Below are 25,520 nucleotides of genomic sequence, written 5' to 3'. Positions count from 1 at the left end.
TGTCAGCCTCGCGTCAGCTTTTAACTCTTCCAGTGTCCAATCATTGCTATTTGTTTCTGACTTGAAATAGATGTGCGCAGTTCGCACATCACTTCCTTCCTGCATTTGAGTCCCGTGTCGATTGATTTTTCATTTCGGGCGATGGCCGAGCGGTCCGATCGCGCGCCGGCGCGATGGCGGCGGCCTTTCCTGCGCTGGCTCGACGGCGTCGAGACGGGTTGGGCCGTTCCGCTTCTCATTGTGTGCTTTGTCGCGCTCTGGACGGTCTATCTGGCCGTCGCCTATGCCGGCAGCGGCCTGCACCCTGATACCCTCGAGGCCTGGACGCTCGGGCGCCGTTTCGCGTGGGGCTACCACAAGCATCCGCCGCTGATGGGCTGGGTTACGGCGGTGTGGACCGCCGTCTTCCCGCTCAGTGACTGGTCGCTGCAATTGATGGCGATGGCCAATGCCGGGCTCGCCCTGTTTTTCGTCGACCGGATCGCACGGCAGTTCGTGACCGGGCACAAACGCATCCTGGTGCTGCTGCTCCTGATGCTGACGCCGGCCTATCAGTTCCACGCCCAGCGCTTCAACGCCAATGCGGTGCTGCTTGCGCTCTGGCCGCTCGCGACCTGGTGTTTTCTGCGCGCGTTCGAGACCCGCAGCGCGGCCTGGGCGGTCGCGGTAGGATGCACCACGGCGCTGGCGATGGTCGGCAAATATTATTCGGTCTTCCTCGTGGCGAGCTTTGCATTTGCCGCGCTGGCTCATCCCGCGCGCCGCGCCTATTTCACGTCCGCTTCGCCGTGGATATCGGTCGTGGTCGGGCTCGCGGTGTTGTCGCCGCACATCTACTGGCTCGCGACGACCGGCGCGTCGGCCTTCACCTACGCGATGGCGCACGCCAACGGCAACTTCGTGAGCTCGCTCGGCGAGGTGCAGAACTTCCTGCTCGGACTCGTGGCGGCCATCAGCGTATCGGCCGTCTTCTGGGTGATCATCGCCGGCACACGGCTGAAACAATTTGCGGCCGACTTCGCCGCGATGAGTTCCGGCCTGCGGCTTCTTTTTTACGTTGCGATCGGCACGATCGTGCTGCCGGTCCTGACGTCGCTGGCGATGGGCACCGATCTGCCGTCGCTATGGGCGCTGCAAGGGCTGTTCCTGTTCGTCGTGCTGATCGTTTGCGGCACGCGCTACCCGATCGAAAGATTCTACACCGTCAATGTCACGGTCATCACCGCAATCGTTGGGCTCGCCGCTGTCTTCGTCGCCGCCCCGATTCACGCCGTCTATCGCAACAATCACGGCTACGAAGAGGGCCGGAATTTCTACGCGCAGGTAGCCAACGAGCTCACCCGGGAATGGCACGACCTGACCGGGGAGCCGCTCAGCGCCGTCAGTGGCGACGATTCACTGGCCTTTGCGACCGCGTTCTACAGTCCGGACCATCCGTATTACGCGCGGCCGTTCGAGTTTCAGTACATGTGGGGCATGCCGCGAAAGACGACACTGGATCGCGGCTGGGCCGCGCTCTGTTTCAGCGGCCAGGACTATTGCGGCAGGTGGATGGAGTCCGTGTCCGCGCGCGCCGAGCATTTCGTCAGGCGCCAGTTCACCGTGCAGGCGACGCTATGGGGCAAGCCCGGCCTGACGCGGGACGTGGTCGTGCTGATCGTGCCGCCGCGAACGAGCAGCGCGACGCCCGAGAGCGCCGCGCAGGACTTCAGCGCCAGCAGGCGCCCGACGGACTAGGCTTTGCGCTCAGCAGTGGCTGTCGCGGATTCGCTCGAGGCCTTCGCTCGCGAAGGGGGAGTGAACGCAGTTCGGTCGGCGCCCGGCGTCGGGCGCTCCGTTTCCGCCCGATCCGGGGTGGTGTTGTCTTCGCGATGTTCCGGTTCCATGAGGCGGCCTTTCGAATTGCTGCAGTACAACATCGATGCGGCCGGGAAGTTCCTCATGCGATGGGACGATGATGCGGCTTGAACAGCCGTCCCTTTTCCACCACCAGCACGATCGCAAGCGCCGCCAGCGTCGACAGGAAGAAGCCGACCGAGAACGGCAGCAGCGTGCCGTCGAAACTCTGCCCGATCGCCATGCCGACGACGATGCCGATCAGCGTCGTGATCGAGCCGTAGAGCGAGGAGGCGGTGCCGGCGATGTGGCCCTGCGGCTCCATGGCCAGTGCGGTGAAGTTCGCGACCATCATGCCGAACGAGAACATCATCAGGGCGGACAGCACCGTGAACAACGAGAGCGGCAGCATGCCGAGGCTTTCCGTCAGCAGCATCACGCCCGCAACCGCGGTGTAGAGCGTCAGCGCGCCGTGCGAGATCACGCGCATGCCGAGCCGTCCGACCAGCTTCGCATTGAGGAAGCCGGCGATCGCGGTGCCGGCCGCGATCGCGGCGAAGGCAATCGGGAAATAGTGGCCGAGATGATAGACGCCGGTAAAGACCTGCTGCGCCGAGAAGACATAGGCAAAGAGCGCGCCTATCACGCTGCCGGCGGCCGTCGCATAGCCGATGGTCTGGCGGTTGGTCACGGTCTGCCGGAACGCCGAGAGCACGTCTGCGGGCGCCAGCGACCTGCGTTCGGACTCGGGAAGGGTTTCAGGCAGCCGCAGCACGCTCCATGCGAGCGCGAGCAGCCCGTAGAGCATCAGTACGACGAAGATGCCGCGCCATTGCGTGACCAGCAGCACCGCCTGCCCGAACGAGGGCGCGATCACCGGCACCGCGATGAATACCATCATCGCGAGCGACATCACGCTCGCCATCCGGCGGCCGACATAACAGTCGCGCACGATCGAGGTCGCGATCACGCGCGTTGCCGACGTGCCGAGCCCTTGCAGCGCGCGCGCCAGCAGCAGCGTCTCGAACGAGGGTGCGGCGACCGCCAGCACGCTCGCCACCGCATAGACGGCCATGCCGCCGAGCAGCACCGGGCGGCGCCCGAAGCGGTCCGACAACGGGCCCATGACGAACTGCCCGGCACCGAAGCCGATCAGGAAGGTCGAGAGCACCAGCTGAAGATGGTTGGCGTTGGGAATGGCGAAGGCTGCCCCGATGTTGGGCAGCGCCGGCAGCATCATGTCCATCGCAAGCGGATTCAGCGCCATGATGGACGCGATCACGATGACGAATTCTGGAAAACCCATGGGCCGGTGTCCCGAGGACACCCAATCGTCGGCATTGACGTCGGACAAAGCTCACCTCTGAAAATCAGAGGCTTTTTGATCGGTTATGCTGCGTCGCACAACCCATGTTTCGGGATGGCTGACAGGCGGGGCGGCGTCGGACACGAGTTGGTGAGGTCGCCCGTCACGCCGGCGGACCCGTCGAGGCTAAGGACGGCTTAAGCGCGGCCCGTCTTCCGAGCCTGCTCGACCAGGCCGAGTGCCAATCGTCCCGCGGTGTCGACATAGTCGAGATCGCGATGGATCAGCATCACGGTCGTGGCGCCGTCGAGCAGGATCACGAGCTGGCGCGCGAGCGCCGCTGCACCGGCAACGCCATGCCCGCGCAATTCGGTTTCGAGCCACGCTTCAAAACGCTTCTTGTGCGCCGCGCCGGCCTTGACCGCGGGATGTGCCGGCGTGTTTGCGAGCTCGGCAATGCTGCGCAGGAATCCGCAGCCGCGCCATCGCGGCGTATCCATGGAGCGTCCGAGCCTCGTGAAGAGACCGCGGACCTTGTCGGCCACTGTGCCCTCGGTCTCGGCGAACCAGCGCATATAGAGCTCCAGCGTCGGCTGGTCCCTGGCCGCGATGGTCTCGGCGACGAGCTCGTCCTTGCTGGTGAAGTGATAATAGAGCGTCTTCTTGGTGACGCCGGCCTTCTCGGCGACCGCGTCCATGCTCACCGCCCTGATGCCTTCGCCATAGAACAGGCGCGTCGCCGCGATGACGATCTGCTCGCGTGTGGTGTCGCCTTTGCCTGACATCGCGAATGTATACTGTCTAGTGAGTATACACGACAAGACCGCTGTGGCTGACTTCCGCGCCTGTTCGACCTGGAATTCGACCTGGAAGGAGCCTGCACTTGTCCGATCTCGTACTCTCCGAAACGCGAGGCGCTGTCGCGCTGCTGACGTTCAATCGCCCGAACAAGCTCAATGCGCTGAGCTACGGCCTCGTCGACCGCCTGATGGCGATCCTCGATCGTATCGAGGACGATGCCGATATCCGCGCCGTGATCCTGACCGGGGCGGGCGACCGCGCCTTCTCGGCCGGCGCCGACATCGCCGAGTTCTCGAAGAGCGTGAAATGCGGGCCGGACGCGGCGGTAAAGGCCTTCGTGCGGCGCGGGCAGGCGATGACGGCGCGCATGGAGGCGTTTTCGAAGCCGATCATCGCCGCCGTGAACGGCATCGCCTTCGGCGGCGGCTGCGAGATCACGGAAGCCGTGCACCTCGCCGTCGCGAGCGAGCGGGCGAGCTTCGCCAAGCCCGAGATCGCGATCGGAATCACGCCGACCTTCGGCGGCACGCAGCGCCTGCCACGGCTCGCAGGCCGGAAGCGGGCGCTCGAATATCTCCTGACAGGAGATTCCTTTTCACCACAGCGGGCTCATGAGATCGGTTTGGTCAACCACGTCGTGCCGCACGGGCAGCTGCTGGACGCAGCCTTCGCACTGGCAGACCGCATCACGCGGCATTCGCACCTGGCGGTCGCCCGCGTCATCACCGCCGCCACGCGGGGCCTCAACGTCTCGATCTCGGAAGGCCTCGCCATCGAGAGCGAGCAGTTCGCACGCATGGCGGCGACCCGGGACACGCGCGAAGCACTCGATGCCTGGCTTGCCGCCCGCTCGTCGCGGTAGGGGGCGGCGGATCTGCCGGTCGCGGCGACAGGGAACCGGTTCCCGCCGTCCAGACGGACGGCTGGCAACCAGGGATTCACCATAAGCGCGAGCGCAACGCACAGGGGAGATGAATCCGCAACCCATCCTGTCCATGGTGGCACGGCCTGGCGCCGCGTTGGCGGAGAAACCCGGCCCAACAAGGTATCCGATTGTGTCCGATGTCACCGGTGCAGCACGATGGTTGGACCCCTCGGCCGACATGGCTTCGCGGCGGAACTTTTGGCTCGCCTGCCTGATCGCACTGACCGCACTGCTGGTGCTCGGCAATCTCGCCAACGACGCCGTGCTCGATATGAAATATGGCTGGGACACTCGCGTCAATTGCGCGGCGGTCGATGCCTATGCCAGCGGGCTCGATCCCTATTTCGTCAAGAACCTGAAGGGCACCAAGCTCTCTTATCCCTATCTGCCGGTGACGCTGGATGTCTTCCGCCCGTTGTGCGCGGGTGGACTTCTGGTCGATCACTACAAGGGCATCTTTCCTGTCCTCGCCGTGCTTTGCGGGCTCCTCTTGCCCGGTCTTGGCCGAACGCGCGCGGGCGCGCGCGATGTTGCGCTGAGGGTGCTCTGCACGCTCGGCGCGTTCGTCGGTTTCGAATGGGTGCAGGCGTCCGGCAACTTCGCGATCCTGAGCGGCGTGCTGACCGCGATTGCGCTGAGACTCCTGCTTTCTCCGGCTGCGTCCGGCGCGCCCGAGGATCGCAGTTTTCCGCCGCGGCTCGCCGGCGCCGCGCTGCTCGGCCTCGTAACGTCGTTCAAGCTGGTGTTCTTTCCCGTGCTGGCCGCGCTCTATTTCCTGCCGCTGCCACGCGGTCGCAAGCTCGCGCTGATCGCGGTTGCGGCGTTCAGCTTCGCCTTGCCGATCCTGATATCGCGGCTGATGTACCCCGAGCTGTTCGCGAGCTGGCAGCTGGCAACTGGCGATGGGCGGAAAGATCCCCGACCAGCATCTCGTCGATCTCTTCGAGATCAATCCGTCGCTGCTGCTGGCGGCGCGCGACCTCATGGATCATGCCGGCCTCGGTGACAGCAAGGCGGCGACGTTCGCGACCTATGCATGCGCAGCACTCGCGCTCGTGCTGGTGCCGTTCGCCTTGTCCATCCTGCGCGTGGTCGCGAGCCAGCCGGCGCAGGACGGCGGATCACTTCTTGCGCGACTGGATCGCTGGCTGATCGATCATCCCCGCGTCGCCATGCGCATCACGGTGTTCGCGATGTTTGCGCTCTATCTCAGCTCGCCGCGCCTCAAGGAATATGCCTTCTTCGAGCTCGCGCTTTATGCCGCGATCCTCGTCGTCGATCTTCCGGCCCTGTCACTTGCCGCGTTCCTCGCCGTCGGTCTCGCCTTTCCGGCACTGATCTCGATTCTTGGGACGGCATTCGAGGGCAGCTTCATCCTCCTCATCATTGCGCTGACAAGTTTCTGGATCCTGCTGCTCGACTTTCGCGCCGAACCGAGGCGGCTGCAGACGGACGGTGTGCAGTCATAACGCATGCCGCCGTGTCCGCCGGAAAAGGACGGCGCCTTGCCCCCGCGGGGGCTCCAGCCGGTTCGTGACTGCATCGGTCTGCCGTCCGCCTTTGGGCGGAGGCTCGCCCCGTCAGCTCCGATGGTGCGGGCAGCCGGGGTCGAACCGGCACAGCGCTTGCGCGCCGAGGGATTTTAAGTCCCTTGCGTCTACCAATTCCGCCATGCCCGCTTGATCCAACGAGATCAACTAGTTAAGTCCACCTCCGGCCGTCTGGAATTGGCGCGTTTCGCGGGCCGGATGGGCGGTTCTTCCTTAAGCGAGCCGGCTGCGCAAGGCAAAGCCTCAATCCGGACATCTGTTGTTGCTTTAGGCATTCTCAATCCACGGGGACTATTTATCCGGCATGGCTGCTTCGCTTCCCTCTCCGCTGCGCTTCTGCGGCGCGCTCGTTGTGCTGCTTGCGGGCGGCGCACTGTCCGGCTGCGCCAGCATGAGCGAGACGGTCGCTCCGGCCTTTGCCGACCCCGGCAAATACGAATTGTACGACTGCAAGCAGCTCGAGGGCGAGCGCAAGGCGCTCGCTACCCGCACCGCGGATTTGCAGAAGCTGATGGACAAGGCGGAGACCGGGACCGGCGGCGCTGTCGTATCCGAGCTCGCCTATCGCAACGACTACATCGCGGTGCGCGGGCAGTCGCAACTTGCCGAGGACGCATGGCGCCGCAACAAGTGCCGGGAAACGCCGCCCGGTGCGACGCCGGCGGCCTCTGCTCCACAGCGGCCGGACATCAAGCCCGCCCCGAAATCCGGTAGCGCCGTTCGCTGAGTTGACACGATTGCGCCCGCCTCAGGGCCGCCAGCCGTAGATCCAGTCCTGTCGCGCCAGCATGCGCTCCGGGCCGAGCGCGCGGATCGCAACATCGCGCGCGATCGCGAGCGGCCCACCGAGATGATAGATGCGGCCCTGCTGCCGCGCCGTCCGCTGCACCCGCCGCACCCGCGCCTGCCGCGCGCGGCCATATGCTTCAGCGCCGCCGCGATACCGGCCGCGCTCTCGGCAGCCTCGAGGCTCAGATGCCGGGCGAGCACGGCGGCGTCCTCGATCGCCATGCCGGCGCCCTGGGCCGCGAATGGCAGCATCGCATGCACGGCGTCACCGAGCAGGCCGACCGGTCCTTGGCTCCAGGGGCAGCCGTCGGGCACGCCGAACAGCGCCCATTTGCGCCAATTGTCGACGGCCGTGAGCATCATCCTGGCCTGCGATGGCCAGCGCGGTGCCGCGAAGGCGTCCATCACCTCGAAGGGGTCGCCCGGCGTGCTCCAGCCGGGCCTGTTCCAGGTCCCCGGCAGCACCGCGACCACGTTGATCTGGCGCCCGCCGGCGATCGGATAAGCCACGAGATGGGCGTTCGGACCCATCCAGAGCTGGACCCGCCGCGCGGTAAAATCCTTCGGCAGTTGCGTGGCATCGAGCGTGCCGCGCCAGGCGATCAGGCCGGAGAAGCGCGGCTGCACCTCGGGAAACAGATGCTGGCGTACCGTCGACCAGATACCGTCGGCGCCGATCAGTGCGCTGGCCAGATCGCTGCGGCGTATCGTGCCGCTGCGATGGACGACCGTCAGCCCCTTGGCGTGGGGCGCCACATCCTCGAAGGTCGCACCTAACTTCAGATCGATATCGGGATGGTCGGAGACCGCACCGGCCAGCGCGGATTGCAGGTCGGCGCGATGCACCACCCAATAGGGTGCGCCGGCCCGCGCGGAAGCGGCTTCGCCGAGCGGCATGCGCAGCAGTTCGCCGCCGGCCCGCGCGCTCATGACGCAGAGCGCCTCAGGCGTGACGGCGCTTCGCTTGAGCCGCTCGGTGAGGCCGAGCTCGACCAGCACGCGGCTGGCGTTGGGGGAGAGTTGCAGGCCGGCGCCGACTTCCTCGAGCCGCTCGGCCTTTTCCAGCACGACGATGCGGAAGCCACGGGCTGCGAGCGCAAGCGCGGCCGTCAGTCCACCTATGCCGGCACCGGCGATGACAATCGTTCGGGAGAGCGCCACCCCTGACCGTGAGAGGCGGTCAGGCCACCTTGTCCTTCAGCACGCATTCCGGCGGACGGGCTTCGCCCGGCTTCAGGTCGGCGGCGAAACGGTACAGCGTCGAGCAATAGGGGCAGATGATCTCGTTGTCGTTGCCGAGGTCCAGGAAGACGTGCGGATGATCGAACGGAGGATTGGCGCCGACGCACATGAACTCTTGCGAGCCGATCTCGATGACGGGGACACCGGCATCGTTATGGAAGTGCGGGACGACATGGTCGGACATCGTAGTTCATCCTGGAGTGGCAATGGCGGCAGACACAATCAAACACTGACGCGGCATCTTTGAGGCGCCGCGGACCATACTGTTGGGTGCAGATGATTGCTAGTCCAGCGGAACCGAAAGGTTCGCAATTGCCCCATGCTCATTTGCTCATGCAAATTCGACACAATCTTGCGGCCTGAGAGAAGCCCTTCTTTCGTCGGGGACGTTGTGTCGCAATTTTGGCATACTATGTCTTTGGACGCGCGGAATTGCGACGAAAGACGAACCAACAGGCGCAATGATCTCGGGATCGTCCAGGCTCTTGGCACAACTCTTGGTATGACTCTTGGCATGAAGTGACTGCGAATCAGCACGGCGTTGACCGGTATTGCAGCATGCAGCTTCATGCTCGCGCAGGTAGCGCCGCATGCCCGCGAGGCCGGCGCGCTCCTCTCCGCCCAGGACGATCCGGCGGCGCTCTCCGAGCTCAAGCTCGATGCGCTGCTGCGGCAGAACGACCGCCTGGTTCAGGACAATATCGAGGCCGCGCTCGCCGCCGGCGACGCTGATCTCGCCGACAGTTTTGTCGCGCTGGTGCGTGAACGTAACATCGCGCTGCCCGACGACCTCCTCAACCGCGTCAGCGATGCGGTCAAGGAAGAAAATTCCACGCAGCATTTCGCCAAACGGTTCGCCACCGGCCTCGTCACCGGCAACGCCGACGATGTCGCGAGCCTGTCCGGAACCGTCGCCGGCGATCTCTTCGTGATCGGCGACATCAGGGACGTCGTGCGCGAGGGCAAGCGTCTCGCCATGGGCGAGGACACCGACCATCTGGTGCTCGGCCTTGCGACCGCCGGCCTTGCGGTGACGGCGGTGACCTACGTGTCGGTCGGCGGCGCCGCGCCCGTGCGCGCTGGACTGACGCTGGTGAAGGATGCCCGCAAGGTCGGACGTCTCGGCGAGGGACTTGCCGCATGGGCCGGCCGGTCGGCGCGTGAGGTGGTCGATACGACAATGCTCCAGAACGCCGTCGTCAAGGGTTCGGTGTTCCGCCCCGGCGAGACCGCGAGCGCGATCAAGGCCGCGTTCCGCGCCGAGAAGGTCGGTGCCCTGGTCCGGCTCGGCAAGGACGTCACCCGCGTTGCCGAAAAGACCGGCACGCGCGGCGCCATGGATACGCTGCGCATCGCCGAAGGCCCGAAGGACGTCGCGCGCGCGGCCCGGCTTGCGGAAGCGGAGGGCGGCAAGACCCGCGCGATCATGAAGCTGCTCGGCCGCGGCGCGCTGCTGCTCGTCGGCGGCATGTTCGATCTGGCGCTCTGGCTGTTCGGCGCGGCACTGACGCTGTTCGGCCTGCTGTCCTCGATCAAGGCGGCGACGGAGCGCCTGACCCAGGCCTGGTGCGATCGCAGGCGGGCGCGGCGGCTCCGCCGGGCGGCAGCCCAATCCGCTCTGGCGGACGTGGCGCTTACCGCCTAAGATCAATCTCTCCCCCACAACGACTTCCGGAACTGCTGATGCCGAGCTTTCACAACGGCGCCGTTGAAATTGCCTATCTCGACGAAGGCGAGGGCGATCCGATCATCCTGGTGCACGGCTTTGCCTCGAGCAAGAACGTGAACTGGGTCTATCCGACCTGGGTCTCGGAACTGCGCAAGAACGGCCGCCGTGTCATCGCGCTGGACAATCGCGGCCATGGCGAAAGCGCAAAGCTCTACGATCCCACGCAGTACTCGATCCCGACCATGGCCGGCGACGTGCTCGCGCTGATGGATCATCTCGCGATTCCGCAGGCGGACATGATGGGCTATTCGATGGGCGGGCGGATGACGGCCTGGCTCTCCCTCAACGAGTCGCAGCGCCTGCGCTCGGCGATCCTCGGCGGCATCGGCATCGGCGGCCTGATCGAGGGCACCGGGCCCGGCGAGAACGTCGCGAAGGCGCTGGAGGCGCCCACGCTCGACGACGTCACCGATCCGGTCGGCCGCACGTTTCGCGCCTTCGCCGATCAGACCCGTTCCGACCGTCGTGCGCTCGCCGCCTGCCTGCGAGGCACCCGCGACCTCATGACGAAGGAAGAGGCCGCGCGCATCGACGTGCCCGTGCTGATCGCGGTCGGCAGCGCCGACGACGTCGCAGGATCCGCCAGCGCGCTCGGCGCCATCATCCCGGGATCGGAAGTGCTCGACATCCCCAACCGCGACCACATGCGTGCGGTCGGCGACAAGGTCTACAAGACCGGCGTGCTCGACTTCCTGTCACGCCGCGGCTGAGGTCTCGTCGTCAGGCAAGTCGTCACCGAAACGACGTGCCAGCGCCATCAGCACCACGAAGGTCGCGACCCACACCATCCGCGCGCCGTAGCGGTCGTGGGGGCCCGAGATCACGCCGCAGATGAAGGCGTTGCCGAGCAGCGCCAGCGTGACGGTTGCCGCCAGCAGCGTCAGATCGTCGAGCCTGCGGCTTGCGAGCGCATGCGCGAGCAACCCGACCAGCGCCAGCATCGAGGCTAATGCGACGGGAACGTGCAGCCAGTTGATGTGATCGAAATCGAGGCCGTGATTCTGCTGCCGCGCCGCGCGCATCGGCGCGACTTGCGCCGGGATGTAGCGCTCGATGATGCCGTAGGTGTGCCCGATCCAGACACTGGTGCCTTCGCCGGTGGCCACATGCAGCAATTGCTGCCCCATCGCCCGCAACGCCGCGCCGGCCTGCCACGCCGGATAGTCGGCGAGCGAATGCACGACGATATAGCCCATCTCGTCGTTCATGCCTTCGAAGCGGCCGAGCGTGTTGAACATGCTCTTGCCCCACAGGAACTCGTCGGCGGTCGCTGGCAATTGGTCGCGATAGGGACAGAGCTTGTAGCGCTCGCGCGGGCAATGATCGCTCAGGAAGCGCGCGACGATACCGTCCTGCATCATGCGTCCGAAAGCGACGCCATAGCCGCCGGGCGTCCAGGCCCATTTGCCCGACAGCGCGTGGTTTGCCGAGACCAGCATCAGGCCGCCCGCGACGATGGTGAGGCTCGCCTGCGCCAATCCGGCGAGCGGCAGGCGCGCGCCGAGGAACGGCCGCACCATCCAGCCGGCGGCGCAGAGCCCGAGCAGCACGCCGAGTGTGGCGCTGTGGGTTGCGGCGGCAAAGGCGGTGAAGACGAACAGCGAGATCTTTTCGAGGCCCGACGTCCGGCTCGCGCCGACGACCAGCAAGAACAGGGACAGGATCGACAGCGCTGCAAAGATGTCCGTGAGCAGCATGCTCGCGAGCCAGGGCAGCGCGGTCGACAGGATCAGGCAGAGGCTGATCGCGACGAAGCGAGACGTCTGCATCAACCCGAGTACGCGCAGCGTCAGTTGCAACAGCCACAGCGTCGCCAGCGACTGGATCGCGAGATTGATCCAGAAGCCGAAATTCTCGCCGTAGTGCAGATAGAGGCCGAACACGGTGGAGCGGCTCGGGACCAGATAGCCTTCGTACCAGCGCGCCAGATAGCCGCCGGTATCCCATTGCAACAGCGGATAGCCGTTCCAGAACGCCGGCGCGATCAAGAGGAGGGGCAGTCCCACCGCCGCCAGCCGCAGCCAAAGCGAGCCCGCGGCGCCCGCGCGCAATTGATCGGTGGTGATGCTCAAATCCGCTCCGTCGTGTTCCCCGACCATGCCCGCGATAGCCGTCGAGGCGGAATTCACCAATAGTTTGACGCTGCCCGGCTTGAATTTGGCAAAATCCTGACCATTTTCAGCCGACCTCGCCGCCTGGGGGCGTCAGAAGAAACTGTTGTGTTTCAAGGCGTTGGCGTGCTTTCGCGGAGCAACTCACTGTTCACTCTCAGGCAAGCCCGTCGGGACTTCGTCGGCTAGACTGTGGTATAGAGCCAGCAAAATGAGCCAATTCGAAAGAGCAGATCCTATGGCAGTGCATCAGGTCAGTCCGGGAGGAAAGCTCGCAACGCTCGATCCGATCTGGGATCGGATCCGCGGCGAGGCGGAGGACATCGTCCATCGCGAGCCGGAGCTTGCGACCTTCATCTACTCGACGGTGCTGCATCACAGTCGCCTGGAAGATTCGGTGATCCATCGTCTCGCCGACCGGCTCGATCATTCCGCGCTGTCGGGTGATCTCGTTCGCCAGACCTATGACGAGGCGCTGCGCGAGGCTCCCGATCTCGGCAACGCCTTCCGCGCCGATCTCGTCGCCGTCTACGATCGCGATCCCGCGACGTCGCGCTTCATCGACCCCTTGCTCTACTTCAAGGGCTTTCACGCCATTCAGACCCATCGCCTCGCGCACTGGCTCTATCTGAAGGGCCGCAAGGACTTTGCGTATTATCTCCAGAGCCGCGCGTCTGCGGTGTTCCAGACCGACATCAATCCCGCCGCGCGCATCGGCCGCGGCATCTTCCTCGACCACGCCACCGGCTTCGTCTGCGGTGAGACCGCGGTGATCGAGGATGACGTCTCGATCCTGCACGGCGTCACGCTCGGCGGCACCGGCAAGGAGAACGAGGACCGCCATCCGAAGATCCGTCACGGCGTCCTGATCGGCGCCGGCGCAAAGATCCTCGGCAACATCGAGATCGGTCATTGCGCGCGCATCGCCGCCGGCTCGGTCGTGGTCAAGCCGGTGCCGCACAACGTCACGGTTGCCGGTGTGCCCGCCAAGATCGTCGGTGAGGCCGGATGCGCCGAGCCGTCGCGCACCATGGATCAGATGATCAACGCGATGGGACTTTGAGTGAGTGAAAAGGGCCGGATTCTCCGGCCCTGCTCGTCCCCAAATTCTTTGGCAATTCATGCTGGCGGTTCGTCGCGTCTCGTCCTAAAACCCCGCCAACCCAGATTTCGATTGGAGACTTGCCGTGGACGTCAAGGAAGTAAGGAAGCTCGACGCGTATCTGAAGCGCGTATTCGGCAATCCCAAGATCCGCGTCGTGCCGCGGCCGAAGAAGGATGATTCCGCCGAGGTTTATATCGGCGAGGAGTTCATCGGTGTGCTCTTCGTCGATGACGAGGATGATGATCGCTCGTTCCAATTCCAGATGGCGATCCTCGAGGACGATCTCGTCGATCAGGAATAGTTTCTCTCTCCGTCATTGCGAGCGAAGCGAAGCAATCCAGGATCTTTCCGCGGAGGGATTCTGGATTACTTCGCACTGCTCGCAATGACGAACGTTAACTCGTCGTTCGTGAAGAACTGGCGGCGGCGCCCGGCTCAAGCGGTGTTTCGAGCCGGGACGGTCTCGAAGAAGGCTCGGATGATGACACGCAAGAGCTCTGCGAGCCATCGCAGCAGCAGACCGAAGTTATAGCCGGCGGCGGCGAGAACAGTGTTGATGCGGTCGCCGAGGCGTCCCTTGAGATAATTTCTGTCCATGCGGTGCTCGGCCTTGACGTGGCCGATGACAGGCTCGACAGCCGCACGACGCTTCATCTCGCGACGGATGGAAGCTGTGACGCGGCGGACCTGACCCGAGATCCAGACCCTGAACCGATGCGGGTGGTTGTGACCGCGATATCCTTTGTCGACGTGGATACGGCGAGTCTCCACCCCGGTGAGCTTCTCCATGTCGGCGATTACGGGACCGAGCGTGTGCCCATCGAAGGGATTGCCATGCAGGGCCTTGGCATGGAGCACGAACTGGCCGCCCTTCGGAGACGTCACAGGGGTGGCGATGCTGACCTTGCAGCCGAACTCGTAGGGCGCGCGGGCTTTACCTTTGCCGATGCACTCAACCTCCGGAGCATGTAACGCATAGACCTTCGGACCGCGCTGATGCTGATCCTGGCTGCGCACCTGCTGCGCTAAACCGAGCAACGGGCCGAAGCGAGCTTCCAGCACCGTATCGCCATCAATCTTGCGGCGGATGTCGCGGATGATCCGGCCAAGCCGTGTCCGCAGGAACTTGAGCTGCCGCCGGGCGCGTTTGAACTGGTGGGCGTGGGTATAGCGGCCGGTCATGATGGCGGCGCGCTTGGCCAGGCGCAGATAGCTCTGGCGTAGCGGCACACGGTTGCGCTTGGCGAGCCCGACCAGCTTGGTGATTGCTCGATGCAGCAGCCGCGCGTCGGTCGGATGTGCAACCGCCTTGGGCTGCACTGTGGTATCGACGACCACCCGTTCCAGGTCCTTGGGACCGATGGCGCCGGTCTTGTGCGCCACTGAAAGACTTTCCTGGATCAGGGCGACGAGCTGTTCCTCGCCGAGCCGCTGCCGCCAGCGTGTCATCGACGATCGATCGAACGGCAGACGGTGGCAGAAGCTCAATTCGCCGCAGAAGTATTGGTAATAGGGGTTCTCGATCCAGCGAGCGCACAGCACCTCATCTGACAGGTTGTGCATGTGCTTCAAAATGAACAGGCCGGCGACTAGCCGCGTCGGCAAGCCCGGCTGGCCCGACCCTGCTTGGCACACTGAACTGAAGCGCTCATTCAGGATGTTCCAGTCGATCAGCGCTGCCAACCGCACCAGCGGATGACCCATGTCGATGATCTGATCAAGCGCCGGAAGCAACAGGTCTTTCTGGCGATCATCCCTCGGCTTGCTCATCGCATTCCCCAATGTCGACGACGCCGTCAGGGAATCACGAATCGCCCAAAAGCAAAATCCTAAAACGCAAGAAAGCGAGGTCCAACACCCCGCTTTCCTGCAAAATCGAATACTACATCAAGACAAATTCTGCTTATTTCTCAGATCAATCCGCATTCTTCACGGACGACTAACTCCGCGGTTCCGTAGTTCTATTTCTTCGCGAGAATGCGCAGCCGCGCCGTGGCATCAGCGACAGTGATGCCGTTCGCATCGACGAGCTCGGCCTGCACGACCATATCGCGATCCGTCCGTTCGACAACGCGCGCGCGTGCCGTGATGGCTCCGACCGCTGCAGGCTTCAGGAAGCGCGTATCCAGACTTCTGGTGACCACTGTCAGGTCAGGAGAAAGCGCGGCCAGCGCGCCAATCCCGGTGGCGGAGTCCAGCATCGCCGCGAGGAAGCCGCCCTGGATCGTGCCGTGCCTGTTGGTGAATGCGAGCTGCGCCTGAAAGCGGATCAGTGCATGGCCGCTCTCGTCGAAGCCGAGCCATTCGCGTCCGAGTAGCTCGGCGCCGGGCGGGAGATGTGTTGCCGCATCATTCAAGCTGATCGCCCCATAATGACATCATATCCCTGTTTCGCCCGACGGGTCAATTTCGTTTTCGAAAAATACGAAATCGGGATAGGCGACTGGCTACTGTGCATGGGGTTGTTTTCGATATTTTTGTCGGGAGGCGCCGGTCCGGGGGCGGAAATCCGCGCTCATCCCTTCGGTCCGCGCAATTGCGCTGACAGCCGGTCCAGCGCTTCCGCGACATCGCGCCATTGCGACAGCCAGCTCCGCGGAAAACGGAAGGTGAGATCGGCGCCGCCGACACGGCGTTCGGAGAGGCACATGCCGGGCGTGGCGGCATCGCGCGTGCAGCGTGCGGTCAGCGCGGGGCTTGCGGCGGAATAGAAGTCCTCGCTGCCATAGGGCGTGTCGGCGCGGAACATCCGCATCGTCAGGCCGTCCGCCGCACTGGTCGCGGCCTGGTCGAGATAGCGCGGATAGATCGTGGCTGTTCGCTGCTCCGGCGCCAGCGCATCGTGATGCGCCGATATCGACAGGAAGACACGGTCGATCGGTTGCATCGCCTCTTCCACGGTGTCGGCGGTGACATGTTTCGGCGCGCCCGGCGGCTCAAGCGAAGGGTAGAGGAAGTCGAGATCGATGCGCTCCTGCGGCCCGGAGTGCCGCTGGATCTTCATCCTGATCGCGGTCGTGGGAACGTTGAACAGCGTGCCGCCGACGCTCACCGGCAGCCGGTCCGGAGCATTCGCGCCGCCCGAGCCCCAGGTCGGCCACAGCAAATAGGCGACGAGCGCCACCGCGCCCAGCGCCGCAATGCCGCCGAGCACGATCGGGACGACATGCGCCCGAGGGTGCGTCCTGGAGGACCTAAGGGGAGCTGCCGAAAACATCGTCATGAGCTTGCGCAAGTCGAACCGGGAAGTCGGCCGGTGGCCGACGAATCAGCGGCGAATATGCCATGCGGCGGCGAATTCGCGGAGCGTTCCCGGCCGCCGGGATGGGGGAGGGCCCTGCGCGGATCGGCCACCGACGTTAACCTTCCCTTAAGGATAATGTAGCGTTAACCGACACTCTTTGTCACAGGATGGCTCCGGCGTTGCGTAAGGGCGGACCGTTCGATGACACCTGAAGCCTTCAATTCTCTGTTCTCGATCTGCATCGGTTTCGCGCTCGCGGGCGCGCTCGTGAACGGATACCAGGCGTTTGCCCAGCGGCCCGCCGGTTTCGGCCTGTTGCAGGACGGCGTGGCGCCGAAGACGTTTGCCGCGGTTCCGTTCCTGGTCTTCGCGGCGCCCTTCATCATCATGCGCAACACGTTGCGTGGCATGCGGGTGGAAAGCCGCCGCGTCGAATTCGTGATGATGGCGACCGTCATCGCCGGCTTCTGGAGCATGATGAGCGGCACCTTCTTCCTGATGACGCTACGCGCCGCCGGCGTTCTGGTCTGACGCTTCCGTTGCACGGGATACTCTGCGTCCCCTGCGTGGCGCGGCGGCCCTTTGCCTCAGCGTCGCCGTTTCGCTATGGCTGGGGTTGACGCGACAGGAGAACCCCATGGCGATCTACGAGCTCGACGGACAGGCACCCGATCTTCCCGCCGACGGGAATTACTTCATCGCCGAGACCGCGACCGTGATCGGCCGCGTGCGCCTGAAGCCGGGTGCGAGCGTCTGGTTCGGCGCCGTGCTGCGCGGCGACAATGAATGGATCGAGATCGGCGAGGGCGCCAATGTGCAGGATGGCTCGACCTGCCACACCGACCTCGGCTTTCCCTTGGTCATCGGCAAGAACTGCACCGTCGGCCACAACGTCATCCTGCACGGCTGCACGATCGAGGAGGGCGCGCTCGTCGGCATGGGCTCGATCGTGATGAACGGCGCGAAGATCGGCCGCAACAGCATCGTTGGCGCGGGCTCGGTCATCACCGAGGGCAAGGAATTTCCCGAACGCTCCCTGATCATCGGCTCGCCCGCGCGCGTGATCCGCACGCTCGACGACGCCCAGGTGCAGAAGATGGGGAGTGCGGCGAGGTTCTACGTGGCCAACGGCCCGCGCTTCAAGAAAGGCCTGAAGCGGATCGGCTGAGAATAGCCGTGGGCCGCCGAGAAGATGGCAGCCGCCGCATAGCGGTCCGCGCGCGCCGCGCGTCAGCTTCCTTCGGATTCACATGCTTCGATCGCGGCTGCTGATACTCGCGCGGAAGTGAGGCAGTAAGGCTGTCAGGAAGGCGCGGGTGACGTTAGCTTGGTCCTGCTTTGAGCGTGGAACGTCTCCACGCGGAGGATCGAGTGATGTTACGCAAGATGATGATGGCGGCGCTGGCCGTCGCGGCAGTCGGCTTGTCGGCGCCGCAGGCGGCTGAGGCGGGGGGCGGTTTCGGTCATGGTGGCGGCGGCTGGGGCCACGGCGGCGGCGGCTGGGGCCATGGTGGCGGCTGGGGCCATGGCGGTTACTGGCGTGGCGGCGGCTTCTGGCCCGGAGTGGCGATCGGGGCAGGTCTCGCCGGCGCCGGCTACTATGGCGGCTATTACGGCTACGGCTACGGTTACGGCGATCCCTATTACTATGGTACCGGCTACGACGACGGCGGTTACGGCGGCTGTTACGTGGTGCGGAAGCGCGTGATGACGCCGGCAGGCTGGCGTGTCCGCCGCGTGGATGTCTGCGAATAGCGTTCTGACAGCTGCAAAAAGCTGGAGCCCCGCTCCGATTCCATCGGAGCGGGGCTCCAGCTAGAGCATTTTCCGACCGGAAAGAATCGGGTGGGGATTGAACGAAGCCGCTGCCGCGGCGTAGGGGGCAAGGTGGCATAGATCGCCTCCTGGCTGAGAGGATGTGGGTGTTGGAGCCCACCCCCTCAGACAGGAGTATCGAGATGGCCGATTTGAGCCCTCTTCGCCGCCGCATGATCGAAGACATGACCGTCCGCAATCTGTCGCCGGCGACGCAAAGATCCTACATCAGCGCGGTTTCGAAGTTCAGCCGCTATTTTGGCCGATCGCCTGACCGGTTAGAGCTGGAAGACGTCCGCGCCTTCCAGGTGCATTTGGTCTCGACCGGCATCTCATGGCCGGCGCTGAACCAGATCGTCTGTGCGCTACGGTTTTTCTACGGCGTCACGCTCGGCGAGGCGCTCATCCCAGAGCGCATTCCCTATGCGCGAGAACCGCGCAAGCTGCCGGTCGTTCTCAGCGCCGACGAAGTGGTTCAGTTTCTTGAAGCGGTATCGAGCCTGAAGAGCCGCGCCGCGCTCACCACCGCCTATGCGGCCGGGCTCAGGGCCTCGGAGGTTGCGGGACTGCGGATCGAAGACATCGACAGCGCCCGCGGCGTCATCCAGGTGCGCCACGGCAAGGGCGCGAAGGATCGCAACGTGATGCTGTCGCCCCAGCTGCTGGGCATCCTGCGCACCTACTGGCGGCTCGCCCGGCCGCGGCTTTATCTGTTCCCTGGTCGTGACGAAGATCATCCGATCGATCAGACCGTGCTGCATGCCGCCTGCCGGTCGGCGGTGAAGGCTGCGGGCCTGACCAAGCGCGTCACGCCGCACACGCTGCGCCACAGCTTCGCGACACATCTTCTCGAGAACGGAACCGATATCCGGATCATCCAGGTCTTGCTCGGGCACAATAATTTGTCGTCGACAGCGCGCTACACGCAGGTCGCCACCGATACGATCCGAGCGACGCAGAGCCCGCTCGATCGCCTGTCGCTGGAGGTGACGCCACCTGGATGACCCGCAGCGGGATGCGGGTCATGACCCGCTCCGACATCCGCTCCAACAGGCCCGCCATCGAGATTGCCGATATTCTGCGCCGGCATGGCGACGCCTATCGCCGTGTACATGCCGGTCATCTGGGGCGGGTCGAGCGGCGCGTGATGAGCGCGATCGTTGCGTGCCGGACCGAGGCGCTCGGCGGCCACATGCAGGCTTGCGACGACTGCGGCACGACACGCGTTGCCTATAATTCCTGCCGCAATCGGCACTGTCCGAAGTGTCAGGGGAGAGCCCGAGCCGCGTGGCTCGCCGCGCGTCAAGCCGACCTGCTTCCGGTTCCCTATTTCCACGTCGTCTTTACACTTCCCGCACCGATCGCCGCGATCGCTTTCCAGAACAAGGCCGTCGTCTATGCCATCCTGTTCAAGGCTGCCGCCGAGGCGATGACGACGCTCGCCGCCAATCCACGCCGGCTCGGCGGTGCGATCGGCGGCGTCGCCGTCCTCCACACCTGGGGACAGACGCTGATGCATCATCCCCACGTCCATTGCGTCGTTCCGGGTGGCGGCCTCTCGCCCGATGGCGCGCGCTGGACCGCTTGCCGACCGAACTTCTTCCTGGCCGTCAAACCGTTGTCCAGACTATTTCGCACACTTTTTCTCAAACGTCTGTCGGCAGCCTTCAACTCCGGTGCCTTGCGTTTCTTCGGCGATCTCGGAGCTCTGGCCGAGCCGGCTGCCTTTGCGGCCCACCTCGACGCCATGCGACGCATCAACTGGGTTGCTTACGCCAAGCGGCCCTTCGGCGGACCCGCACAGGTCCTGGCCTATCTCGGCCGCTACACCCATCGCGTCGCGATCGCCAACAGCCGGCTCGTCGCACTCGACGACGATCATGTCGCCTTCTCATGGAAGGACTATCGCCAAAACAGCGCGACAAAGATCATGAATCTCAAGCCCGATGAGTTCATTCGCCGTTTCCTGCTTCATACGCCGCCTGACGGCTTCCACCGCATCCGCCACTTCGGCTTCATGGCCAACCGCCATCGCGCTGCCAAGCTCGCCCTTTGCCGCGAACTTCTCGATCATGAGCGAACAGCCCCAAACGATGGCCAGCCGTCGCCTGTGGATTCGGAGGCTCAAACCTGGGCCGAGGTTCCTGCCTGTCCCGATTGTGGTGGCGTCATGCGCATCATTGAGCGCTTTCGACATAGCTTCAGACGCCCCAGCCCTCGAACATCACCGTTCCGATGCGACACATCGTGAGCCAAGTCATGTCGTGCACGACGATCATCATTCGTCATTTCGCTCCCAGCGTCTCGATCATCGCGGACGATGTCGAATCCGTGCTGTCACACTGCGCGACAACAACCGTCCGATGCAGCAAAAGGCCTATCGCGATCTCAGGCGAAGCGCGTCTGATCTCAACTCTTCCAGGATGCGCACTCCTGTGTCTCTGCCTCACGCGCCGAGCCAGCAGATCGGGCATGGCGATCTCGAACAATCCCCATAGCTGCAAAACCGCGAATAGCCTCCCGCGCCTTCGTTCAATCCGGCTTCAATGAGGTCGCGTCATAAGCGCCTGCCGCGCCCTCGCGTGAGCGCGACCTCACAGAACCCTCCAGATTCCCAAAACGGCGCGAGTCAGATTCAAGCTGCATGCTGGCGAGGGAGGCCAGCATGTATGGCCAGGGCGCTTTCGGTTGATCTTCGCCAAAGGGTGGTAGCCGCGATTGACGGTGGCATGTCCTGTCGACAGGCTGCTGAGCGCTTTGGTGTCAGCGCGGCCAGTGCAATCCGCTGGCGCGGTCGCCTCAAGAAAGTTGGCGACATCGTTCCTAAACGCCAGGGCGGTGACCGCAAATCGCAGCGCATCGAAGCGCATTCGCAATTGATTCTGGAGGCGGTGACAGCGAGGCCGGATATCACGCTTGCCGAGTTGCGAGAACTGTTGAAACGTCATGGAATATCGACTGGCATCGCGTCGCTCTGGCGTTTTTTCCAGCGCAGAAAGATCACACTTAAAAAAAGACAGCGCACGCCGCCGAGCAACGGCGCGGCGATATAAATGCCGCACGTGAGGAGTGGTTCGAAGGGCAAATCGACCTTGACCCTGAGCGTCTCGTCTTCATCGACGAAACCAGCGCCAACACCAAAATGGCGCGGCGTTACGGGCGCTCGCCACGCGGCGAGCGATGTCGTGCAGCTATCCCACACGGACATTGGAAGACGACGACGTTCACCGCTGGATTGCGCTCCGACGGTCTGATCGCGCCGCTTGTTCTGGACGGTCCAATGGATGGCGACGCTTTCCTGGCCTACGTCGAGCAATTGCTCGCCCCATCGCTGCGGCCGGGCGATACCGTTATCATGGACAACTTGCCCGCTCACAAGGTCCATGGCGTTCGAGAGGCCATCCAGGCGGTCGGAGCTAGCCTGCTCTATCTTCCGCCCTACAGTCCAGACTTCAACCCGATTGAAATGGCCTTCTCCAAACTGAAAGCGCTGTTGCGGGCCGCCGCAGCCCGCACCATGCCCGATCTCTGGCAAGCAATCGCCAACGCTCTCAAACGCTTCTCACCCGAGGAATGTCAAAATTATCTCGTCGCGGCTGGTTACGACGCAACGTGATCGGAAAACGCTCTAGCCCACTAAAGAACAAGGCCGTTGACGCAGTATACCGTCAACGACCTTGCCAGCCCCGGACATTGAAATCGGCTCACGCCATCCGGTAACCGCGAGCATGGCGCGGAATCATACGGGGGAATGTGATCCAGTTCACATGTGGAAAAATTTAGTCGCAGACCCTGACCCGGCTAGCCGCGCGAGCGCTTGCGGGCGCTGGCGTGGACACGGCGCGACGGTTTCCTGCGGGTAACCGAGGGTGTCTCCGCCTCCGTGGCCCGGACGCTGGCAAAGGACTGCCGAAGGCCGTCGATGGACTCGTTCAGCGTCGTGACCTGTTCGGACAGGCGCTTGGTGTCGGCCTGCTGCGCCGCCATCAGGCGCTTCATGGTCTGGAGCTGGTCCTGCACGACCTGGAGCTGGTCGATCGATTCCTGCTGGGTCGCCTCGAGACCCTTGGTCTTCTCGACGAGTTGCTCGGATGCCTGGGCCGTGCGGGCCTGGAGCTGCCGCGACGCCACCACCCGGTCGGTCTCAGGAGTTGCACCGGTAGAGGCGCGCCAGATCGCGATCGAGGTCACGCCGGCGATGAGGAGCAGGAGGGCTGCGGCGGTCAGCGCAATCGGCTGGGCGCCAAGGCGAAGGAGGGGGTTGGACGGCCTGTCCTGGGCGAGATCGATCATCGCTGACAAAACCCAAATTGAAACTTGGTGAGTGGCGAAGTGCGGCAACCAGCGGTCGCCGGGACGTCCCGAAAGTGTTACCGTTCGGTAACAAATGGGACCAAAAAGAGGCTAACGGCAAAAAACCAGCAATCAGCTGGTCTTGGGACCCCTGAAGGTCCTCGAAAAGAGCCGGGATCAAGGCTGGAACGGCGAAAACGGTCCGGAATAGGTCTTCGAGCGCGGCGCCGCATAGGGCCCGAGTCGGGAGGTCTTCAGTCCTAGCCGCACCAGTGATTCTGCCAGCGTGACCGCCGCGGCGACGCCGTCGACCACGGGCAGGCCATGTGTGGCGGCGAGCTCGGCGGCGAGGTCAGCCATGCCGGCGCAGCCGAGCACGACGGCTTCCGCCCGATCGTCGCGGACCGCGGCGGTGATCTCCGCGGAGATCTTGCCGAGAGCATCAGCATTGCGCTCCTCGAGCGCGAGCACCGGGACCTCGGCGGCGCGGACGCGAGCGCAGCGCTCGGCGAGACCGTATTTCCGCAAATTATGCTCGATCGGCACGATCGAGACACCGAGGGTCGTCACCACGGCAAAACGCGCCGCGATCAGGCTCGCCATGTGGAAGCCGGCTTCCCCGATGCCGATCACCGGCGCTTTCGCGGCGGCACGCGCGGCGTCGAGGCCGGTGTCGTCGAAGCAGGCGATGATGTGGGCGTCGGCGCCGTCGCGGTCGGCGTCGCGGATGCAGCCAAGCATGCCGGGCACGGCGAAGGCTTCGTCGTAAAAGCCCTCGATCGAGACCGGGCCCATCGCGGGCTGGCGCGCATCGATCAATGTGTCGGGCAGGGCGACGCTGCGTGCTGCAGCGGCGATCTTCGCCGTCATCGACGCGGTGGTGTTGGGATTGACGACGTGAAGTCGCATCAGATCAGACAAGCCCCTTGTCAGACAAGCCCTTGGCCGGCATCCGAGCCCTTGGCCGCCTGCCGTTTGTTGAGCATGTGGATGGTGCCGAGTGCAAGGGCGATCACGGTGAACGACACCGCCGAGATCACGGTGCCGAGTGCATAGATGTCGGGGTTCGTCACGGTGGTGGTGAGGCCCTGGAGATCGAGCGGCAGCGTGTTCACCGCCCCGATCGCCTGGCTGGAGCGGGCGAGCTCGTCCCAGGACAGCGTGAAGCCGAACAGGCCGATGCCGATCACGGAGGGCAGGATGATCGGCAGCACGACATGACGGAAGGCCTGCCACGGCGTCGCGCCGAGATCGCGCGCGGCTTCCTCGAGCCTGGGATCGAAGCGGTTGAAGATCGCGAACATGATGAGCAGGCCGAACGGCAGCGTCCAGGTCAGGTGCGCACCTAGGCCTGAGGTCAGCAGGCCCATCGAGGTCTCGAAATTCTCGTTCCAGTGCGCCTTGATCAAATCGTCGATGATGCGGAATTCAAGCGAGATGCCGAGCGAGGTGATGATCGAGGGCACGATCAGGCTCGCGATCGCCGAGTAGAACAAAATGCTTTGCGCCTTGAACTTGCGGCGGAAGGCCATGCCGGCGGCGACCGACAGTACGACGGTCACGACCATCACGATCAGGCCAAGCAGCAGCGAGCGGCGGAAGGCCGCGCCGAGATCGACGATGCCGGTGCCCTGGAACAGTTTTGCGATCCAGAAGGTCGACACGCCGTTCATCGGGAAGGTGAGGCCGCCCTGCGGGCCCTGGAACGAGAGGACGTAGATCGCGATCATCGGGCCGTAGAGAAACAGCACATAGGCTGCGAAGAAGATCGCGAGCACGTAGAATGAGCGCGGGCGTCCCTCCTTCATGCTCTAGAGCTCCTTCTTGATGTCGACGATGCGCGACATCATGGTGATGATCAGGAAGGTGATGATGAGCAGGATCACGGCGTTCGCGGCGGCAGCCGGGAATTGCAACGCGTTCACCCGCGTCTCGATGATCTTGCCGGCGGCGGCGATCTGCTGGCCGCCCATCACGCCGATGGTGATGAAGTCGCCCATCACGATGGTGATGACGAAGATCGAGCCGATCACGATGCCGGGCTTGGAGAGCGGGATGATGACGTTGACCAGCGTCTGGAAGCCGGTGGCGCCGGCGTCGTAGGCCGCCTCGATCAGCGACTTGTCGATGCGCACCATCGAATTGAAGATCGGCACCACCATGAAGAAGGTGAACAGGTGGACCAGCGCCAGCACCACGGAGAATTCGGAGAACAGCAGCCATTCCAGCGGATGGTTGATCAATCCGCTCTTGACCAGTCCGGAGTTCACCAGGCCGTTGCGTCCTAGCAGCGGGATCCAGGCGATCATGCGAATGACGTTGGAGGTCCAGAACGGGATCGTGCAGAGCAGCGACAATCCCATCTGCCAGGTCTTGGATTTGACGTGGAAGGCGAGGAAGTAGGCGACCCAGAAGCCGATGAAGAGCGTGATGACCCAGACCAGGAAGCACAGCTTCAACGTCTTCAGATAGGTCTTGGCGATGGTGCAGAGATCGGGGAGCTGCGCGATGCAGCCCTCGAACGTGTCGGTGTAGCCGCGGCCGGAGAAGGCCGGCAGCAACTGGTATTCGTTGTAGTCCCAGAACGAGACGATGACGACGAAGACCAGAGGGATCAGGAAGAAGGCGAGAAACACCAGCATCATCGGCCCGGCCTGGAGCCAGGAGATGAAGGACGGCGACAGGCGCGTCGCTTTCGCGGCGCGCGCCGTGCCCGACCCCGGGATCAAGCCCGGGGACGCCTGTTGCAGGATGTCCTCTGACGTGTCCATCAC

Annotated in this window: 26 protein-coding genes, 1 tRNA gene and 1 pseudogene; 15 read left to right on the top strand and 13 right to left on the bottom strand. The window is 64.2% G+C overall.

The window, feature by feature from the left end; translation table 11 throughout:
• The first annotated feature begins 141 nt into the window (after positions 1–141).
• Complete coding sequence (locus HAP41_RS31950; RefSeq protein ID WP_224581001.1) at positions 142–1,737, top strand: glycosyltransferase family 39 protein; 1,596 nt, start codon at positions 142–144, stop codon at positions 1,735–1,737.
• 202 nt (positions 1,738–1,939) lie between these two features.
• Here HAP41_RS31950 and HAP41_RS31945 read toward each other — a convergent pair whose 3' ends face one another.
• Together HAP41_RS31945 and HAP41_RS31940 are read right to left on the bottom strand one after the other, a co-directional pair.
• Positions 1,940–3,142, bottom strand: coding sequence for a multidrug effflux MFS transporter (locus HAP41_RS31945; protein WP_414643349.1), 1,203 nt, complete (start codon positions 3,140–3,142; stop codon positions 1,940–1,942).
• Between the two features lie 197 nt (positions 3,143–3,339).
• On the bottom strand, positions 3,340–3,927 hold the full coding sequence (locus HAP41_RS31940; RefSeq protein ID WP_166091874.1) for a TetR/AcrR family transcriptional regulator: 588 nt from the start codon (positions 3,925–3,927) through the stop codon (positions 3,340–3,342).
• Between the two features lie 98 nt (positions 3,928–4,025).
• Here HAP41_RS31940 and HAP41_RS31935 point away from each other — a divergent pair, with 98 nt between their 5' ends.
• The 3 genes from HAP41_RS31935 to HAP41_RS31925 all read left to right on the top strand — a co-directional run bounded on the left by HAP41_RS31935 (position 4,026) and on the right by HAP41_RS31925 (position 6,337).
• Complete coding sequence (locus HAP41_RS31935) at positions 4,026–4,805, top strand: crotonase/enoyl-CoA hydratase family protein (RefSeq protein ID WP_166091878.1); 780 nt, start codon at positions 4,026–4,028, stop codon at positions 4,803–4,805.
• Between the two features lie 241 nt (positions 4,806–5,046).
• Positions 5,047–5,874: a hypothetical protein gene (locus HAP41_RS31930; RefSeq protein ID WP_224580685.1), complete on the top strand. Its 828-nt coding sequence runs from the start codon at positions 5,047–5,049 to the stop codon at positions 5,872–5,874.
• Positions 5,771–6,337: a hypothetical protein gene (locus tag HAP41_RS31925; RefSeq protein WP_224580686.1), complete on the top strand. Its 567-nt coding sequence runs from the start codon at positions 5,771–5,773 to the stop codon at positions 6,335–6,337. The genes HAP41_RS31930 and HAP41_RS31925 overlap by 104 nt, the downstream gene beginning before the upstream one ends.
• Before the next feature lie 121 nt (positions 6,338–6,458).
• On the opposite strand, the gene HAP41_RS31920 is transcribed toward HAP41_RS31925, so the two are convergent.
• Positions 6,459–6,547: transfer RNA gene (locus tag HAP41_RS31920), tRNA-Leu, on the bottom strand.
• Positions 6,548–6,722: 175 nt separating this feature from the next.
• Between HAP41_RS31920 and HAP41_RS31915 the strand changes: the two genes are divergently transcribed.
• On the top strand, positions 6,723–7,145 hold the full coding sequence (locus HAP41_RS31915) for a twin-arginine translocation pathway signal (RefSeq protein ID WP_166091883.1): 423 nt from the start codon (positions 6,723–6,725) through the stop codon (positions 7,143–7,145).
• A 21-nt stretch (positions 7,146–7,166) separates the two neighbouring features.
• On the opposite strand, the pseudogene HAP41_RS31910 reads toward HAP41_RS31915, so the two are convergent.
• Both HAP41_RS31910 and HAP41_RS31905 read right to left on the bottom strand, forming a co-directional pair.
• Positions 7,167–8,368 (bottom strand): annotated as a pseudogene (locus tag HAP41_RS31910) (FAD-dependent monooxygenase).
• 19 nt (positions 8,369–8,387) lie between these two features.
• Positions 8,388–8,633 carry a zinc-finger domain-containing protein gene (locus HAP41_RS31905; RefSeq protein ID WP_008562814.1) on the bottom strand — a complete coding sequence of 82 codons (246 nt, stop codon included), beginning with the start codon at positions 8,631–8,633 and terminating at the stop codon, positions 8,388–8,390.
• A gap of 384 nt (positions 8,634–9,017) precedes the next feature.
• Between HAP41_RS31905 and HAP41_RS31900 the strand changes: the two genes are divergently transcribed.
• Together HAP41_RS31900 and HAP41_RS31895 are read left to right on the top strand one after the other, a co-directional pair.
• Positions 9,018–10,094, top strand: a complete 1,077-nt coding sequence (locus HAP41_RS31900; protein ID WP_166091901.1) for a hypothetical protein — start codon at positions 9,018–9,020, stop codon at positions 10,092–10,094.
• Positions 10,095–10,132: 38 nt separating this feature from the next.
• Positions 10,133–10,888, top strand: coding sequence for an alpha/beta fold hydrolase (locus HAP41_RS31895; protein WP_166091920.1), 756 nt, complete (start codon positions 10,133–10,135; stop codon positions 10,886–10,888).
• On the opposite strand, the gene HAP41_RS31890 is transcribed toward HAP41_RS31895, so the two are convergent.
• Positions 10,874–12,250, bottom strand: coding sequence for a hypothetical protein (locus HAP41_RS31890; RefSeq protein WP_166091929.1), 1,377 nt, complete (start codon positions 12,248–12,250; stop codon positions 10,874–10,876). The genes HAP41_RS31895 and HAP41_RS31890 overlap by 15 nt on opposite strands.
• A 277-nt stretch (positions 12,251–12,527) precedes the next feature.
• Here HAP41_RS31890 and cysE point away from each other — a divergent pair, with 277 nt between their 5' ends.
• Both cysE and HAP41_RS31880 read left to right on the top strand, forming a co-directional pair.
• Positions 12,528–13,352, top strand: coding sequence for a serine O-acetyltransferase (gene cysE / locus HAP41_RS31885; protein WP_014494283.1), 825 nt, complete (start codon positions 12,528–12,530; stop codon positions 13,350–13,352).
• A gap of 124 nt (positions 13,353–13,476) precedes the next feature.
• Positions 13,477–13,695: a DUF3126 family protein gene (locus tag HAP41_RS31880; RefSeq protein ID WP_007602550.1), complete on the top strand. Its 219-nt coding sequence runs from the start codon at positions 13,477–13,479 to the stop codon at positions 13,693–13,695.
• A gap of 134 nt (positions 13,696–13,829) precedes the next feature.
• Here the strand turns inward: HAP41_RS31880 and HAP41_RS31875 are convergent, their stop codons facing one another.
• The 3 genes from HAP41_RS31875 to HAP41_RS31865 form a co-directional block, all read right to left on the bottom strand.
• Positions 13,830–15,164 (bottom strand): IS5 family transposase, encoded by a 1,335-nt coding sequence (locus tag HAP41_RS31875; RefSeq protein WP_085398139.1) that lies wholly within the window; start codon positions 15,162–15,164, stop codon positions 13,830–13,832.
• Positions 15,165–15,355: 191 nt separating this feature from the next.
• The gene (locus HAP41_RS31870; protein ID WP_166091947.1) at positions 15,356–15,751 is read right to left on the bottom strand and encodes a PaaI family thioesterase; all 396 of its coding nucleotides are present in this window, start codon (positions 15,749–15,751) and stop codon (positions 15,356–15,358) included.
• Positions 15,752–15,909: 158 nt separating this feature from the next.
• Complete coding sequence (locus HAP41_RS31865; RefSeq protein ID WP_166091960.1) at positions 15,910–16,617, bottom strand: hypothetical protein; 708 nt, start codon at positions 16,615–16,617, stop codon at positions 15,910–15,912.
• Positions 16,618–16,839: 222 nt separating this feature from the next.
• Here HAP41_RS31865 and HAP41_RS31860 point away from each other — a divergent pair, with 222 nt between their 5' ends.
• From HAP41_RS31860 to HAP41_RS31835, 6 genes are all read left to right on the top strand, one after another.
• Positions 16,840–17,169 (top strand): DUF6949 family protein, encoded by a 330-nt coding sequence (locus HAP41_RS31860; protein WP_014494286.1) that lies wholly within the window; start codon positions 16,840–16,842, stop codon positions 17,167–17,169.
• 106 nt (positions 17,170–17,275) lie between these two features.
• Complete coding sequence (locus HAP41_RS31855) at positions 17,276–17,806, top strand: gamma carbonic anhydrase family protein (protein ID WP_028150041.1); 531 nt, start codon at positions 17,276–17,278, stop codon at positions 17,804–17,806.
• 206 nt (positions 17,807–18,012) lie between these two features.
• Entirely contained in the window at positions 18,013–18,393 is a 381-nt protein-coding gene (locus tag HAP41_RS31850; RefSeq protein ID WP_166091963.1) for a hypothetical protein, read from the top strand.
• Positions 18,394–18,596: 203 nt separating this feature from the next.
• Entirely contained in the window at positions 18,597–19,457 is an 861-nt protein-coding gene (locus tag HAP41_RS31845) for a tyrosine-type recombinase/integrase (protein ID WP_166079017.1), read from the top strand.
• A gap of 20 nt (positions 19,458–19,477) precedes the next feature.
• The gene (locus tag HAP41_RS31840; RefSeq protein ID WP_166061603.1) at positions 19,478–20,704 is read left to right on the top strand and encodes an IS91 family transposase; all 1,227 of its coding nucleotides are present in this window, start codon (positions 19,478–19,480) and stop codon (positions 20,702–20,704) included.
• 418 nt (positions 20,705–21,122) lie between these two features.
• Positions 21,123–22,069, top strand: a protein-coding gene (locus HAP41_RS31835) for an IS630 family transposase (RefSeq protein WP_166091987.1) whose coding sequence is annotated in 2 segments (ribosomal slippage) — positions 21,123–21,462 and positions 21,462–22,069 — 948 coding nt in all. Because the reading frame shifts where the segments join, the coding sequence is not laid out codon by codon here.
• A gap of 185 nt (positions 22,070–22,254) precedes the next feature.
• Here HAP41_RS31835 and HAP41_RS31830 read toward each other — a convergent pair.
• The 4 genes from HAP41_RS31830 to HAP41_RS31815 all read right to left on the bottom strand — a co-directional run bounded on the left by HAP41_RS31830 (position 22,255) and on the right by HAP41_RS31815 (position 25,517).
• On the bottom strand, positions 22,255–22,746 hold the full coding sequence (locus tag HAP41_RS31830) for a hypothetical protein (protein ID WP_166091991.1): 492 nt from the start codon (positions 22,744–22,746) through the stop codon (positions 22,255–22,257).
• A 177-nt stretch (positions 22,747–22,923) separates the two neighbouring features.
• Complete coding sequence (locus HAP41_RS31825; protein ID WP_166091998.1) at positions 22,924–23,655, bottom strand: aspartate/glutamate racemase family protein; 732 nt, start codon at positions 23,653–23,655, stop codon at positions 22,924–22,926.
• A 20-nt stretch (positions 23,656–23,675) separates the two neighbouring features.
• Positions 23,676–24,554, bottom strand: a complete 879-nt coding sequence (locus HAP41_RS31820; protein ID WP_063982477.1) for an ABC transporter permease — start codon at positions 24,552–24,554, stop codon at positions 23,676–23,678.
• 3 nt (positions 24,555–24,557) lie between these two features.
• Positions 24,558–25,517 (bottom strand): ABC transporter permease, encoded by a 960-nt coding sequence (locus tag HAP41_RS31815; protein ID WP_038945489.1) that lies wholly within the window; start codon positions 25,515–25,517, stop codon positions 24,558–24,560.
• Between the last annotated feature and the right edge of the window lie 3 nt (positions 25,518–25,520).

The organism is Bradyrhizobium barranii subsp. apii, from assembly GCF_011516635.5.
GTDB lineage: Bacteria > Pseudomonadota > Alphaproteobacteria > Rhizobiales > Xanthobacteraceae > Bradyrhizobium > Bradyrhizobium barranii.
Note: the sequence above shows the minus strand (reverse complement) of the source record. Positions and strands in the feature narration are given on the sequence as shown.

Excerpts from the sequence above, each read along its gene's own strand:
- HAP41_RS31855 (WP_028150041.1), top strand. The coding sequence starts at position 17,276 with ATGGCGATCTACGAGCTCGACGGACAGGCACCCGATCTTCCCGCCGAC.
- HAP41_RS31915 (WP_166091883.1), top strand. The coding sequence starts at position 6,723 with ATGGCTGCTTCGCTTCCCTCTCCGCTGCGCTTCTGCGGCGCGCTCGTT.
- HAP41_RS31860 (WP_014494286.1), top strand. The coding sequence starts at position 16,840 with ATGACACCTGAAGCCTTCAATTCTCTGTTCTCGATCTGCATCGGTTTC.
- HAP41_RS31925 (WP_224580686.1), top strand. The coding sequence starts at position 5,771 with ATGGGCGGAAAGATCCCCGACCAGCATCTCGTCGATCTCTTCGAGATC.
- HAP41_RS31950 (WP_224581001.1), top strand. The coding sequence starts at position 142 with ATGGCCGAGCGGTCCGATCGCGCGCCGGCGCGATGGCGGCGGCCTTTC.
- HAP41_RS31850 (WP_166091963.1), top strand. The coding sequence starts at position 18,013 with ATGTTACGCAAGATGATGATGGCGGCGCTGGCCGTCGCGGCAGTCGGC.
- HAP41_RS31845 (WP_166079017.1), top strand. The coding sequence starts at position 18,597 with ATGGCCGATTTGAGCCCTCTTCGCCGCCGCATGATCGAAGACATGACC.
- HAP41_RS31815 (WP_038945489.1), bottom strand. The coding sequence starts at position 25,517 with ATGGACACGTCAGAGGACATCCTGCAACAGGCGTCCCCGGGCTTGATC.
- HAP41_RS31820 (WP_063982477.1), bottom strand. The coding sequence starts at position 24,554 with ATGAAGGAGGGACGCCCGCGCTCATTCTACGTGCTCGCGATCTTCTTC.
- HAP41_RS31865 (WP_166091960.1), bottom strand. The coding sequence starts at position 16,617 with ATGACGATGTTTTCGGCAGCTCCCCTTAGGTCCTCCAGGACGCACCCT.
- HAP41_RS31900 (WP_166091901.1), top strand. The coding sequence starts at position 9,018 with ATGCTCGCGCAGGTAGCGCCGCATGCCCGCGAGGCCGGCGCGCTCCTC.
- HAP41_RS31840 (WP_166061603.1), top strand. The coding sequence starts at position 19,478 with ATGACCCGCTCCGACATCCGCTCCAACAGGCCCGCCATCGAGATTGCC.
- HAP41_RS31830 (WP_166091991.1), bottom strand. The coding sequence starts at position 22,746 with ATGATCGATCTCGCCCAGGACAGGCCGTCCAACCCCCTCCTTCGCCTT.
- HAP41_RS31940 (WP_166091874.1), bottom strand. The coding sequence starts at position 3,927 with ATGTCAGGCAAAGGCGACACCACACGCGAGCAGATCGTCATCGCGGCG.
- HAP41_RS31825 (WP_166091998.1), bottom strand. The coding sequence starts at position 23,655 with ATGCGACTTCACGTCGTCAATCCCAACACCACCGCGTCGATGACGGCG.
- HAP41_RS31930 (WP_224580685.1), top strand. The coding sequence starts at position 5,047 with ATGGCTTCGCGGCGGAACTTTTGGCTCGCCTGCCTGATCGCACTGACC.
- HAP41_RS31905 (WP_008562814.1), bottom strand. The coding sequence starts at position 8,633 with ATGTCCGACCATGTCGTCCCGCACTTCCATAACGATGCCGGTGTCCCC.
- HAP41_RS31875 (WP_085398139.1), bottom strand. The coding sequence starts at position 15,164 with ATGAGCAAGCCGAGGGATGATCGCCAGAAAGACCTGTTGCTTCCGGCG.
- HAP41_RS31895 (WP_166091920.1), top strand. The coding sequence starts at position 10,133 with ATGCCGAGCTTTCACAACGGCGCCGTTGAAATTGCCTATCTCGACGAA.
- cysE (WP_014494283.1), top strand. The coding sequence starts at position 12,528 with ATGGCAGTGCATCAGGTCAGTCCGGGAGGAAAGCTCGCAACGCTCGAT.
- HAP41_RS31945 (WP_414643349.1), bottom strand. The coding sequence starts at position 3,142 with ATGGGTTTTCCAGAATTCGTCATCGTGATCGCGTCCATCATGGCGCTG.